11 protein-coding genes and 1 tRNA gene are annotated in these 14,048 nt (G+C 64.9%); 8 read left to right on the forward strand and 4 right to left on the reverse strand.

What is annotated here, in order from left to right:
- The 3 genes from AO684_RS06740 to hmgA all read right to left on the reverse strand — a co-directional run.
- A partial coding sequence (locus AO684_RS06740; RefSeq protein ID WP_054301968.1) for an MBL fold metallo-hydrolase occupies positions 1–933 on the reverse strand: 933 nt, incomplete at its 3' end.
- A 3-nt stretch (positions 934–936) separates the two neighbouring features.
- Positions 937–2,172: a fumarylacetoacetase gene (gene fahA, locus AO684_RS06745; protein ID WP_054301969.1), complete on the reverse strand. Its 1,236-nt coding sequence runs from the start codon at positions 2,170–2,172 to the stop codon at positions 937–939.
- Positions 2,169–3,533 carry a homogentisate 1,2-dioxygenase gene (gene hmgA / locus AO684_RS06750; RefSeq protein WP_054301983.1) on the reverse strand — a complete coding sequence of 455 codons (1,365 nt, stop codon included), beginning with the start codon at positions 3,531–3,533 and terminating at the stop codon, positions 2,169–2,171. Before hmgA ends, fahA begins: the two co-directional genes overlap by 4 nt.
- Positions 3,534–3,693: 160 nt before the next feature.
- On the opposite strand from hmgA, the gene maiA reads away from it, so the two are divergent.
- From maiA to AO684_RS06790, 8 genes are all read left to right on the forward strand, one after another.
- A complete protein-coding gene (gene maiA / locus AO684_RS06755; RefSeq protein ID WP_054301985.1) occupies positions 3,694–4,311 on the forward strand; it encodes a maleylacetoacetate isomerase in 618 nt (205 codons plus the stop codon).
- 109 nt (positions 4,312–4,420) lie between these two features.
- Positions 4,421–5,692, forward strand: coding sequence for an ABC transporter substrate-binding protein (locus AO684_RS06760; protein ID WP_054301986.1), 1,272 nt, complete (start codon positions 4,421–4,423; stop codon positions 5,690–5,692).
- Positions 5,689–7,647, forward strand: coding sequence for an ATP-binding protein (locus tag AO684_RS06765; RefSeq protein WP_054301987.1), 1,959 nt, complete (start codon positions 5,689–5,691; stop codon positions 7,645–7,647). The genes AO684_RS06760 and AO684_RS06765 overlap by 4 nt, the downstream gene beginning before the upstream one ends.
- Positions 7,637–8,884: a sigma-54 dependent transcriptional regulator gene (locus tag AO684_RS06770; RefSeq protein WP_054301988.1), complete on the forward strand. Its 1,248-nt coding sequence runs from the start codon at positions 7,637–7,639 to the stop codon at positions 8,882–8,884. Before AO684_RS06765 ends, AO684_RS06770 begins: the two co-directional genes overlap by 11 nt.
- Positions 8,885–9,028: 144 nt before the next feature.
- Entirely contained in the window at positions 9,029–10,357 is a 1,329-nt protein-coding gene (locus tag AO684_RS06775; protein WP_054301989.1) for an ABC transporter substrate-binding protein, read from the forward strand.
- A 101-nt stretch (positions 10,358–10,458) separates the two neighbouring features.
- Positions 10,459–12,210, forward strand: coding sequence for an iron ABC transporter permease (locus AO684_RS06780; RefSeq protein ID WP_082400789.1), 1,752 nt, complete (start codon positions 10,459–10,461; stop codon positions 12,208–12,210).
- Between the two features lie 24 nt (positions 12,211–12,234).
- Positions 12,235–13,293, forward strand: coding sequence for an ABC transporter ATP-binding protein (locus AO684_RS06785; RefSeq protein WP_054301990.1), 1,059 nt, complete (start codon positions 12,235–12,237; stop codon positions 13,291–13,293).
- Positions 13,290–13,886 carry a histidine phosphatase family protein gene (locus AO684_RS06790; RefSeq protein WP_054301991.1) on the forward strand — a complete coding sequence of 199 codons (597 nt, stop codon included), beginning with the start codon at positions 13,290–13,292 and terminating at the stop codon, positions 13,884–13,886. The genes AO684_RS06785 and AO684_RS06790 overlap by 4 nt, the downstream gene beginning before the upstream one ends.
- Positions 13,887–13,969: 83 nt before the next feature.
- Here AO684_RS06790 and AO684_RS06795 read toward each other — a convergent pair.
- A tRNA-Thr gene (locus tag AO684_RS06795) sits at positions 13,970–14,045 on the reverse strand.
- Positions 14,046–14,048 lie beyond the last annotated feature (3 nt).

Genomic DNA, 14,048 nt, shown 5'->3' on the forward strand with positions numbered 1-14,048 from the left:
CCACATTTGTTGATCTCGGGTTGCGGTCCAGATTTTGGGAGTGTCGATGCCTTTTGCTTCGTCGTATGCGCGGGCGACGTTGAAGGGGAGGCAGTGTTCGTAGATGGCGTAGTTTGCGAATTTGGGGTCGCAGGCGGCGCGGACGGCGTCCCATGCTTCTTTGAGGGAGCCGCCGCGGGCGACGACGCGTTCGACGGGTTTGTAGGTGGAGCGGATGAAGTCTGCGGTATTGGCGATGGCTTTGGCGACCATCTCCTCGCCCACCAGCGCGTCGCCGCGGCCGGGCGCGATGGCGCGGGGCTCAAAGGCCGCGATATTGGCGAGCGTTTCGGGCCAGTCCGTGAAGTGGCCGTCGCCGCAATAGCAGGCGGAATGGTATTCGACGATATCGCCGGTGAACATCACCTCCTGATCGGGCACCCAGATCACCGCGTCACCGGCGGTATGGGCGCGGCCGAGCTTCATGATGTCCACCCGGCGGCGGCCGAGCCAGACCGTCATGCTGTCGGAGAAGGTGGTGGTCGGGCGGGTCAGGCCGGGGATTTCCTCGTGCCCCTGGAACAGACGCGGGAAGCGGCCGAACTCGCTGTCCCAGTCCTCCTGCCCGCGCTCCTCGACCATGGCGGCGGCCACGTCGGACATGATGATTTCCCGCGCGCCATAGGCGCTGGCGCCCAGCACCCGCACCGCGTGGTAATGCGTCAGCACGACATGGCTGATCGGCTTGTCGGTGACCGAGCGCACGCAGTCGATGACCTTGCGCGCCAGACGCGGCGTCGCCTGCGCCTCGACGATCATCACGGACTCATCGCCGATGATCACGCCGGTATTGGGGTCACCCTCGGCGGTGAAGGCGTAAAGCCCCTCGCCGATTTCGGTGAAGCTGATCTTCTTTTCAGACAGGTCGCCCTGCGAGGCAAAGGCCTTGGCCATGGTTCACTCCTTCGCCCAGCCGGGCAGTTCGATGGCGGGCAGCACCTGCCCCGCGCAATCGCCAAATCCGATGCGGTAGCCCGCGCCCTGCGCCGCGCCGCGCAAGACCAGCGTATCGCCGTCCTGAAGGAAGCTGCGCGTTTCGCCGGTCTCCAGCGTCAGCGGTTCCTTCCCGCCCCAGCTCAGCTCCAGCAGCGAGCCGCGCGCGTCCTTCGCGGTGCCCGAGATGGTGCCCGACCCCAGCAGATCGCCCACCCGCATCGCACAGCCCGAGGTCGTGTGATGCGCCAGCTGCTGCGCCGCCGAATAATACATCTCGCGGTAATTGGTGCGCGCGATCACGGTCTCGGCCTTGCCCCCGGGGGCGAGGCTGACCGTCAGTCCGATGTCGTAAAGCATCGGCCCCGGCTCGCGCAGATAGGGCAGCAGCGGGCGTTCGCGCGCGGGCGTCGCCACGCGGAACGGCTCCAGCGCCGCTTTCATCACGATCCAGGGGCTGATCGTCGTCGCCGTCGCCTTGGCCTGGAACGGCCCGAGCGGCTGGTATTCCCAGGCCTGGATATCACGCGCCGACCAGTCGTTCAGCAGCACATAGCCGAAGATCATCTCGTCGGCCTCGGCCACCGAGACCATGCCCTGCGACGGCTGGCCGACGATGGCGCCCATCTCCAGTTCCAGATCGAACCGCGCCGAGGGCGCAAGGCGCGGCAGCGCCTCGTCCGGCCCCTTCACCTGCCCCCAGGGCCGGGTGACCGGCGTGCCCGAGACCACCACCGACGAGGCCCGGCCGTTATAGCCGATCGGGATCGACAGCCAGTTCGGCGGCAGCGCATTCTCGGCGCCGCGGAACATGGTGCCCACATTCACCGCATGGTTCTTGCCGGCGTAGAAATCGGTATATTCCGCCACCGCGAAGGGCATCAGCAGCCGCGCGCCCGCCTGCGGCACCAGATGCGGCGCCACCATGGCACGATGCGCCGGGTCCGACAAAAGGTCGGTCAGCCGTGCCCGCAGCGCCGCCCAGACCGCAGGCCCCGCCGCCATCACCGCATTCCAGGCGGGGGCCGCGAACAGCGCCGGGTCCAGCCCGTGATCCACCGCGCCCACATCGAGGATCATATCCCCGATGGCCACCCCCATCCGCGCGCCCCGGCCATCGTCGAAGACGCCACAGGGCAGGTTCTGGATCGGGAAGTCGGTGTCGCCCTGCGCCGAGGCCAGCCAGCTTTGCTGCGTCATGCCTTGATCCCCGGCGTGCCGTCGAATTTCTTTTCAAGGCTGTCCCAGCAATCGACGTAATCGTCCTGCAGCGGCGCCTCTTTCGCGGCAAATTCCGTCAGATGCTGCGGGAAGCGGGTCTCGAACATGAACTGCATGGTCTCGGCCTGGTAATGCGGCACCATCGGCTCGTTCGACCCATGTTCGAAGGCGTTGCGATCCGGCCCGTGCGGCAGCATCATGTTGTGCAGCGAGATGCCCCCCGGCACAAAACCCTGCGGTTTCGCATCATAGATGCCATAGATGTTGCCCATCAGCTCGGACATGATGTTCTTGTGATACCATGGCGGGCGGAAGCTGTGCTCGGCCACCATCCAGCGGTCGCGGAACAGCACGAAGTCGATGTTCGCCGTCCCCTCCTGCCCCGAGGGCGCGGTCAGAACCGTGAAGATCGACGGATCGGGATGGTCGAACAGGATGGCGCCCACCGGGCTGTAGGTGCGCAGGTCGTATTTGTAGGCGCAGTAATTGCCGTGCCAGGCCACCACATCCAGCGGGCTGTGGTCGATGAAGGTCTCGTGGAACTGGCCGCACCATTTGATCACCACGCGGCTGCGGGCCGCGCGGTCCTCGAAGGCCGCCACCGGGCATTTGAAGTCGCGCGGATTGGCAAGGCAGTTCGCCCCGATCGGGCCGCGGCCCGGCAGGTCGAACTTCTGGCCGTAATTCTCGCACACGAAGCCCCGCGCCGGGCCGTCCGGCAGTTCCACCCGGTAGACCAGACCGCGCGGGATGATGGCAATCTCCTTCGGCTCCAGGTCAATGATGCCCAGTTCCGTGCAGAAGCGCAGCCTGCCCTCCTGCGGCACCACCAGCAATTCGCTGTCGGCCGAGAAGAAATACTCGTCCTCCATCGACTGCGTCACCAGATAGACATGGCTCGCCATGCCCACCTGCGTGTTCACATCCCCCGCCGTCGTCATCGTACGCATCCCCGTGATCCAGGTCAGCGCCCCGTCCCCCACCGGCACAGGGTCCCAGCGGTACTGCCCCAGCGAGATCACATCCGGGTCGATATGCGGCGCCGATTTCCAGTAAGGCACCGCGATCTTCGTGAACCGGCCCACATGTTTCACCGAAGGCCGGATCCGGTAGCACCAGGTCCGTTCGTTCTGCCCCCGCGGCGCCGTGAAGGCCGTGCCCGAAAGCTGCTCGGCATAAAGACCGTATTCACACTTCTGCGGGCTGTTCTGCCCCTGCGGCAGCGCCCCCGGCAGCGCCTCGGTCTCGAAGTCATTGCCAAAGCCCGGCATGTAACCCGCATGCGGGCCGGTCACGGCAGTCGAGCGGATCATCCCGCCCGGCAGGGTCTGGTTCGTCATGGCGCGGCCTCCGTTCATGCTGCCCTCCGGCAGGATGTGCGGATAATTAGTTGCATATGCAACAAAGTCAAGCTATTTATTGCAAATGCAACGAACAGACCCGACCCCCCGGACCCTGACCCGCAGCCCGCAGGACAGAACACCGCCAGGAGCGCCGCCCATGATCCGCCTCTTCGACTACTGGCGCTCCTCCGCCAGCTACCGCCTGCGCATCGCCCTCGGCCTCGCCGGCCTCTCCTGGCACAGCCTCCCCGTCGACCTGACCACAGGCCAGCAGTGCGACCCGGAGCACCTGGCCCGAAACCCGCAGGGCCTCGTCCCCGTCCTCGAAATCGACGACCTCACCCTCACCCAATCCCTCGCCATCATCGAATATCTCGACGAGACCCGCGGCCTCGGCCTCCTCCCGGGACCCGCCGCCAACCGCGCCCGCATCCGCGCCGTCGCACATGCCATCGCCATGGATATCCACCCCGTCTGCAACCTCCGCGTCGCCCGCTACGCAGTCGCGCAGTCAAACGGCGGCATCACTATGGAAACCTGGATGCGTGACATGATCACTCCGGGCCTCATCGCCCTCGAAAACATGGTCGACACCGGAAACCACTGCATCGGACAAACCCTCACGCTCGCCGACATCTGCCTCGTCCCACAAATCTACAACGCACGCAGATGGAACATCGATCTCAAAAATCTCCCAAACCTCAACCGCATCACAACATTTCTCGAAAACCTCAAACCATTCGCTAACGCTCATCCAAACCTCGCGAAACTCTGACCAGAGAGAGGGAGCGTGTCAGAATTGACCCATGGTCCGCCTCCCTCCCCGCCGCACTGGACAAGGCCCTGCCCATCCCGTTTCTCATGAAACCGGGAGGAGATCACTTATGGGCAGACTTGTCCGCCAACCGGCGCGGCATCTTGCGGCCGCGCTGACAGCCTGTGTCTGGGCGCTGATCGTGGCGGCGGCCCCGGCGCGGGCCGAGGTGCTGCGAATCCTGACCTCGATGCCCCCGGCAATGACCGACCCCTACGTCGCCCGGATGAAGGCCAGGGCACCGGGACTGGATGTTCTGGTACTGAACAAGAACACCGTTTCGGCGGTCGAGGAACTGCTGCGCGGCAATGATCGGGCCTTTGACGTGTTCTGGGCTTCCGCCCCCGAGGCGTTTGAACTGCTGGCAAGGCAGGGGCGGTTTGCCGCAGACAGCGGCTGCACCGGCATCCCGACAGAGGGATACGGCCCTTTCGCCCTGTCCTCCATCGGCTGGACCCTGCGCCGCGATGGCCCGAACCCGCCGCAGGACTGGGATGACCTGCTGAACCCGGTCTGGCGCGGCCAGATTGGCATGGCGCCGCCCTCACGCTCCGGTACGGCTCATATGACGGTGGAGCGGTTCTTGCAGGTGCGGGGCTGGAATGATGGCTGGGGCTTCTTTCTGGCCCTGACCGAAAACCTTGCCACCGTCACCTCGCGCAGCTTCGGCGTGACCGATGGCATCCGCAGCGGGCGCTTCGGCATCGGGTTGACCATCGACTTTCTGGCAGGCACCGCCGAGCCGGAACTACAGTTTCACTACGGCACGCCCGCCATCCTGTTTCCGGCACAGATCGGCCTTCTGGCCAGGGCCGGAAACCCCGGCGCCGGTTGTGCCTTTATCGCCAGCGTCACCGATGACGATGGCCAGCGCCTGCTGCTGGAGCCCGGGATTGGCCGCATCCCGATCTCGCCCCGTGTACGCGAGGCGGCGGGCGATCTGATCCCGTCGGAAATCCGCGCCGCCGTCAGATCACAGTGGCTGCGCTACAATGCCGGGCTGGCGTCGGAACGCTACTGGGCGGTGAATGTGATCTTTGATCTGGCAATCACCGAACGGCTGGACCGGCGCCGAAGCTTGTGGTCAAGGCTGCATGCGCTGGAGGCGCGCGGACCCAGGGCCGAAACCGCCGCGATCCGTCGGATGATGCAGTCAATCCCGATTTCGGAACATGAGGTTCGCATGGCCGAAGGCACCAGCTTTGCCAACCGGGTGATGGAACTGACCGACCTGCCGACACCGCAACGCACCCTGCTGCGCGACTGGGAAAACCGGATCGAACGCCAGCTCGCGACAATCGACATCGCCCTGTCCGGGCTGGAAAAGCGGGTCAGGCCATGATCCGGCATCTGGGCATATGGCAGCGGCTTTTGCTGATGGTCGGGCTGATCGTGCTGCTGCTTTGGGCCAATCTGGCGCTGGCGATCTATTTTCTGTGGCAGGCGCAGGGACAATACCGCGCGCTGGCCGATACCGAGGTGCCGCGCCTGGTGCTGACGGGCGAACTGGCCCGGCATTCTGCCGATCTGGCCGGGCTTGCGACCTCGGTTCTGGGGGGACAGGCCGACGAGGCGGCGCTTCTGGCGGAAACCCGGCGGATCGACGAGGCCATGGCGCAGGCGCTGGCTGCGCAACGCCTGGGGGCCGCGCCCATCACGGGCGACCCGCTGCGCGCCAACATGCAGCGTGTCATCGAGGGCACACAGACCCAGCTTGCCCTGTCGCGCGACATGGCAGCGGCGCTGGACAGCCTGCGCTGGCTCAACATCGACATCCAGGACGAGATCGAGCCGATCCTGCGCGATTTCGACTACAATATCGAAACCCGTATGCTGGAATTGCGGCGGGCGGACAACCCACGCAACCGCGATGCCCTTGCCGCCGCCATCACGCGGGAGCGGCGCGAGCGTGATGTCTTTGCCGAGATCGGTGCCGATGCGGCAACGTCGATGACCTTGCTGGTTCAGGGTGCGGTGGCGGATGATGCTGAGCGGATCGGGCAACTGGCGACGCTCTTGCAGGATTTCGCGGCACGGATGGCCGAACGACTGTCCCTTGTGCCCGAGGCACCCGAATATCTGACGCTGCGCCAGTCGTTGCAGCGGCTTTTCGCCCTGGTCGAAGGCGACAGATCAATCCTGACCCGGCGGCTTGACTGGCTGGAGGCGCGGACGCGATCCTATGCCGCAATCGAAACCACCCTTCAGGGGATCAAGGCACTTCAGAGCCGGCTGGAGCAGCTTTCTGCGCATGAAAAAGCCGATGTGCTGACGCGGATCGAAGCTTCGGCCAACCGGGTTCGCCGCACCGCGCTCTGGTTGATCGGGGGCACCTTTCTGGTGGTACTGGTGGGTGCGATGGCGCTGGACCGGCTGATCCGCACCCGGATCGTGGTGCCGCTGCGCAGCCTGACCGACGATCTTCTGGCGACGGCGGAAGGGCAGGCCCCGCCCCCGCCTGCAAGCGATGACATGGCCCGCCTGACCTTCGCGGTAGGCGAATTTCGCCGCGCCATCACCACCCGCGACCGCGCCATCGAAGACCTGCGCAAGACCCAGGACGAGTTGGTGCAGGCGGGCAAGATGGCGGCGCTTGGCACCCTTGCCGCCGGGATCAGTCACGAGCTGAACCAGCCGCTTGGCGCCATGACCTACCGCATGGCGCTGCTGAAATCGGCGATGGAAACGGGGGACATGGCGGCGGTGGAGCGTCAGGCGCAGCTTGTCAGCGCCCTGGCCGAACGGATGCAGGGTATCATCCAGCACCTGCGCCGCTTTGCCCGCCGTGGCCGGTTCGAAAGCCAGACGCTGAACCTTGGCAGCATGGTCGACAACGCGGCGGCCCTGCTGGAAACCCGGCTTGCCGAAACCGGGGTGAGGCTGGACATCGCCGCCGATACGCGCAGAGCCAGCGTGACCGGCGACCCGATCCTGACAGAGCAGGTCATCCTGAATCTGCTGACGAATGCAGTGGATGCCATCGAGGATCTGGGGCCTGATGCCCCGCCCGACCGGCGGCGGATCGAGGTTACGGCGGCCCGCCAGGCGCAGGACTGGCTGTTGCATGTCGCCGATACCGGCGTGGGTCTGGGCGATCTGGACCCCGACAGCGCCATGATGCCCTTCGTTTCCACCAAAGAGGCCGGACGCGGACTGGGGCTTGGCCTGTCGATTTCCTACAACATCATGCGCGACATGCAGGGGGATCTGCGGATCTCGTCGCGCGCCGACGGGCATGGGGCGGTGGCAAGCCTGCGCCTGCCGGGAACAGCGGAGGACCGCAGCAATGAGCCATGAAATCTATGTCGTCGACGATGATCCCGATTTCCGCGACGCCACGCTGGAACTGTTGCAGGGCGCGGGCTTTTCCACGCGCGGCTTCGCGGCGGGCCCCGAGCTTCTGGCCGTGCTGGAACCCGAGTTCGAAGGAATCGTGCTGTCCGACCTGCGCATGGCGGGCATGTCGGGGATGGATCTGCTGACCGCCGTCCGCAAGGCCGCGCCTTCGGTGCCTTTCGTGCTCATCACCGCGCATGGGGACATCAAGGCCGCCGTCGGTGCCATCCGCAGCGGCGCCTTCGACTTTTTGGAAAAGCCCGCCCCGCCCGAACTGCTGATCGCCACAGTGCGCCGGGCGCTGAACGCCCGCAAGCTGGTGCTGGAAAACCAGCGCCTGAAAGCCCGGATCGCGCGCGGCACCGATATCCGCGCCCGCATCCTTGGCAAATCCGAGCCGGTCAAAACCCTGCGCCGCGAGGTGGAGGCGGTGACCGGGCATCGCGTCGATGTGCTGCTTCTGGGCGAGACCGGCACAGAAAAGGGCCAGATCGCCCGCGTGATCCACGACTTTTCCGGGTCCGAGGGCGAATTTGTCATGCTGGACGGCGGCGGGCTGACCGAGGCGAATTTCGACGAGACGTTCCTTGGCAATGGCGCAGGCCGCCCCGGCGTGCTGGAGCTTGCGGCGAAAGGCACGCTGTTCATCGACCGTATCTCCACCATGGGCAAGGCGCTGCAATTGCGCCTCGTCTCGCTTCTGACCGGGCCGGAAACAGCGGGTCGCTGCCGGGTGGTGGCCTCGATGCCGCCCGAGGATGTCACCGACCTGCCGACGGACCTGATCTTCCGGCTGAACCTTGCCGAAATCGAAGTTCCGCCGTTGCGGGATCGCGGCGACGATTTCTTCCTGCTGTTCGAACATTTCCTGCGCGAAGCCGTGGCGCGGCACAAACGCCCCTTCCCCGAAATCTCGGCCCCCGAGATCCGGCGCCTGCGCAACCATGCCTGGCCTGGCAACCTGCGCGAACTGCGCGGTGTGGCGGAACGGCTGGTGATCGGCTTGCGCGTCTCGCTGCGCGACGACAATGCACAGGCCGCAGGACCGCAGGGCTATGATGCCGCAATGCAGGAATTCGAAACCGCGCTGCTCATCTCGGCCCTGCGGCGCAGCGGAGGCCGCAAGGCCGAGGCGGCCGATTCGCTGGGCATCCCCCGCAAGCGGTTGTATCTGCGCCTGAAAGCCTGCGGGTTGTGACGACGGGTCATTCGTGACCCGTTCTGCGTGTCAAGATTGACCCGCAAGCAAAAACAAAATCAATAAAAATCAATAATTTGTGCAAATTCCGCGCAACCCATACTCCTCAGCGGCGCGAAATGAAACGCTCAAGGGAGGAGAACCATGGGCAAAGCACTCCGCGGGTCCGTCGCTGTCGCGGCGCTGACCTGTCTTGCCAGCACGGCCTATGCGGCCGACAAGGTTGTGATCGTCACCTCGTTCCCCGAGGACATGACCTCGGTGATCGAAAAGGCCTTCGAGGCCGCACACCCGGAATATGATCTGGAGGTGCTGAACAAAAGCACCTCATCCGGCGTGAAATACATCAAGGAAATCGCCTCGAACAACACCGCCGACATGTTCTGGGCCTCAGCACCGGATGCGTTCGAGGTGCTGAAGAAAGAGGGCCTGCTGCTGAAGGCCGGTCTTTCGACCGAAGGCATCCCCGACCAGATCGGCAGCTATCCGATCAACGACCCCGACGGGTTCTATTACGGCTTTGCCGCCTCGGGTTACGGCATCATGTGGAACACCCGCTACATGGAGGCAAACGGGCTGGAGCCTGCACGCGAATGGGCGGACCTAGAGAAGCCCGAGTATTTCGGTCATGTCGGCATGTCCTCGCCCTCGCGGTCGGGCACCACGCATCTGACGGTGGAAACCGTGCTTCAGGGCGAAGGCTGGGATCAGGGCTGGGCCGACTGGAAATGGATGGCGGGCAACTTCGCCAGCGTGACCGAACGGTCCTTCGGCGTGCCGGACGGGGTGAACACCGGCAATTTCGGCATGGGCATCGTGATCGACTTCTTCGCCTTCTCGTCACGCGCCTCGGGCTTCCCGGTCGATTTCGCCTATCCGACGGTCACCGCGCTGGTGCCAGCCAATATCGGCATTGTCGCCAATCCGGCGAACGAGGCGGGGGCGAAGGCTTTCGTATCCTTCCTGCTGTCGGAACCGGGGCAGGAAACGCTGTTCGATCCGGCAATCATGCGCCTGCCGGTGAACCCCGCCACCTATGCCAAGGCACCCGAGGGGTTGCCGAATCCGTTCACCGACAATTCCATCGGTGCGGCGGTGAAGTTTGATGTCGATAAATCGGGCGCGCGTTACTACGTTGTCAGCTCGCTTTTCGACGTGATGGTCACCTACCGGCTGGACGATCTGCGCGCCGCCGTGCGCGCCGTGCAACTGGCAGAAGAAAAGCATGCGGGCGGCGACAATGCCGAAGCCAAGGCGCTGATCGCCGAGGCGCGCAAGCTGATCGAGGCCATGCCGATCACCGAGGAACAAAGCCTCGACCCGGCCTTTGCAGGCGCCTTCACCAAGGTCCGCAAGGAACAGGGCGACGAGATCGGCCAACGTCAGGCCGAGCTTGAACAGCAATGGGATGCGATGGTCGTGGCCAATTACGCCAAGGCCCGTGAACTGGCGGAAAAAGCCGCCGGCATGTGATGCCCGAACCGGCGCCGCGGAAAGTAGGGCCCCGCGGCGCCCGTCAGCGTGGTGCGGTCGCTCCCGGCGGCACCACGCACCCTTTCCAGCAGGACACCCCCATGAGCCACAGACCCGCCTCGGGCACGGGACGGCAGACGCTTGCCGACCGGCTTCCCGCCTTCCTGTTTCCGCGCCTCAGCCCCATCGCGCTGACCGGCGTCTTCATCGCCATCTTCCTGATCGGTTTCCTGATCTTCCCGGTGCTTCAGGTCATCCATGTCGCCTTCCAGAACCCGGCGACCGGCGCGCTGACGCTTCAGAACTTCGGTGATTTCTTCGCCACGGCGCTGTTCCGCGAAAGCTTTGTCAATTCCTTCTACGTCTCGGCCATGTCGGTGGTGGTGGCGACGGTGATCGCGCTGCCGCTGGCCTATATCACCACGCGGTTCAACTTCGGCGGCTCGGCCCTGATCCAGAGCCTTGGCTTCATCCCGCTGATCATGCCGCCCTTCGTCGGCGCGGTGGCGATGCAGCTGATCTTCGGGCGCAATGGCACGATCAATCTGCTGCTGCGGCAGCACCTGGGCTTTACCATTCCCTTCATGGAGGGGCTGAACGGTGTGATCCTCGTGCAGTCGATCCATTACTTCCCCTTCATCCTGATCAACCTGTCGGCCAGCCTGCGCAACATCGACCGTTCGATGGAAGAAGCGGCGCAAAACCTTGGCGCGCACGGGTTGCGGCTGTTCCGCCGCGTGGTGTTTCCGCTGGCAACGCCGGGCTATGTGGCCGGGGCGGCACTGGTGTTCATCAAGGTGTTCGATGATCTGGGCACACCGCTGCTGCTGAACGTCAACAACATGCTGGCCCCGCAGGCTTATCTGCGCATCACCTCGGTCGGGATCAGCGATCCGATGGGCTATGTGATCTCGGTCATTCTGGTCGCCTTCTCGATCCTGTCGCTCTGGGCCTCGTTCCTCGTGATGCGCGGCAAGGATTATGCGACGGTCCAGAAGGGCGGCGGCGGGCTGGCCAAACGCGACCTCGCCCCGCGCGAAAAGGTGCTGGCCTATGGCGTGGTGCTGTTCATCCTCGCCGTAGTCCTGTCACCGCATATCGGCCTTTTCCTGCTGTCCATCGGCACGATCTGGAGCTTCGCGCCACTGCCCGACGGCTATACCCTCGCCAATTACGCCCGGATGTGGGAGGCGTCGCAGGATTATGTCGTCAACACGATCCTTTACGCGGGCCTCGCCGCCACGCTGGACGTGCTGATCGGCACCGCCATCGCCTATATCGTGCTGCGGACCGGCATCGCAGGGCGCAAGTGGCTGGATTACCTTGCCACTGCCGCGCTGGCCGTGCCGGGGGTTGTACTCGGGATCGGCTACTTGCGCACCTTCCAGGATGTGAACGTGCCCTTCCTCGACAAGCCGCTGGCAAGCTGGTGGGTCATCATCGCGCTGGCGCTGACCATCCGGCGCCTGCCCTACGCGCTGCGCGCCTGCATGGCGGCGCTGCAACAGGTCAGCCTCGCGCTGGAGGACGCGGCCGAAAGTCTTGGCGCCACCAAGCTGCGTTCGATCCGCAAGATCGTGGTGCCGCTGATGACCGGCGGCATTCTTGCGGGCTTCGTGACCAGCTTCGCCACAGCGGCGGTGGAACTGTCGGCCACCATCATGCTGGTGTCCTCGGACCGTGACAGCCCGCTGGCCTATGGCATCTACCTGTTCATGCAGACCCCGTCGGGGCGCGGCGCCGGGGCAGCGCTGGGAATGCTGGCCGTGGTCATCGTCGCACTGGGCACGGTCCTGTCCCAGATCATCATCGAACGCGACAAGAAGCTGCGCACCGCCGGGCGCGAGCACTGAGACAAGCTGCAAGGAGTTCTTCACATGCACAGCGAAATGGCCGGAATCGAAATCCGCGACCTGCATCTGTCCTTCGGCAGCACCAATGTGCTGACCGGGGTCAACCTGACCATCGAACCGGGCGAATTCTTCGCCTTCCTCGGCCCCTCTGGCTCTGGAAAATCGACGCTTCTGCGGTCGATTGCCGGGTTCGGGCCACGTCCGCAGGGCGAAATCCGCATCGGCGGGCGGCCTGTCGCCGATCTGCCGCCGTGGAAGCGTGATGTCGGCATGGTGTTCCAGTCCTACGCGCTCTGGCCGCATATGTCGGTGCGCGAGAACGTGGCTTTCGGCCTGCGCGAACGCAAGGTGGCCAGCGCCGAGATCCGCCGCCGCGTGGATGAGGCGCTGGAGCTGGTCGGCCTTGCCCATCTGGCCGACCGCATGCCGAACCAGCTTTCGGGCGGGCAGCAGCAGCGCATCGCACTGGCCCGCACGGTGGTCATCGCGCCCAAGGTTCTGCTTCTGGACGAGCCGCTGTCGAACCTCGACGCCAGCCTGCGCGTGCAGATGCGGCGCGAGCTTCTGGCGCTGCAACGCAAGCTCGGGTTGACCACCATCTTCGTGACCCATGATCAGGAAGAGGCCAATACCACCGCCGACCGTATGGCGGTGCTGGATGGCGGCGTGATCCAGCAGGTCGGCACGCCGCAGCAGCTTTATGACACGCCAGTCAACCTGTTCGTGGCACAGTTTCTGGGCACGGCGAACATTCTGGAAGGCACGGTCGAGGCTGATACCGGCGGCGCCCGCTTCCGCACCCGCACCGGCGATACGCTGTCGCTGCCTTCCAGCGCAGGCCGGACCGGCACGCGCATGGTGCTGCGGCCGCAGAACATCACGCTGCGCCGCGAGGCAGGCGCGAATGCGCTGTCCGGTCAGATCCTGCACCGCGAGTTTCTGGGCAGCCAGATCCGCTATCTGGTGCAGGCAGGCGGCGCCGAAATCGTGGTCGATCAAAGCCACAGCGCCGGGCAGGACTGGTTCGAACCCGGCACCGCCGTGCATCTTTCCGCCAATACCGACAGCGCGGTGCTGCTGTGAGCGCCGCCGAAATCCTGCTGTTGCGCCATGGCGAAACCGAATGGAACCGGGAAGGGCGCATTCAGGGCAGCAAGGACTCGCCGCTGACCGAACTGGGCCTGCGGCAGGCCGAACAACAGGCGCGTATTCTTGCCACCCATCTGCCGGACCTGCGCAGATATACCTGTTACGCCAGCCCCCTGCCCCGCGCGCAACGCACCGCTGCCATCGCGCTTGGCGGGGTGGTTCCCGTGACGGATGCGCGCCTGCGCGAACTGGATTGCGGGGCGTGGGAAGGGCTGACCCCCGCCGAACGCGCCGCGCAATTCCCGGTATTGGCGGCCAGTTGCAAGGATGATTTCGACCTCTACCAGAACGCTCCGGGCGGCGAGGGGCTGGAAAAGCTGACCCTCCGGCTCCGGGCATTTCTGGACGACATGCAACGACCCACCATCATCGTGGCGCATAAGGTGGTTCTGCTGGTCCTGCGCGGGCTGCTGACAGGGCGGGATCTGCCTGCCCTGCACAACCTGACCTCGCCACAGGGGGTCGTCATCCGCATCGCGGAAGGGCAGGAAACCATCCTGGCGAAGGCAGCTTGCGTCAGCCCATGAGCGGGTCAAAGGCCTGCGAATTTTCTGCTGATCGGAGCTGAGAAGAAATTCGCACCACTAACCGCTTGTCTTCATTTGGTTAGTGGTGCCGGTGAAGGGACTCGAACCCCCGACCCCATCATTACGAATGACGTGCTCTACCAGCTGAGCTACACCGGCATT

The sequence above is a fragment of the Gemmobacter sp. LW-1 genome (assembly GCF_001303875.1).
Classification (GTDB): Bacteria; Pseudomonadota; Alphaproteobacteria; order Rhodobacterales; family Rhodobacteraceae; genus Gemmobacter; species Gemmobacter caeni.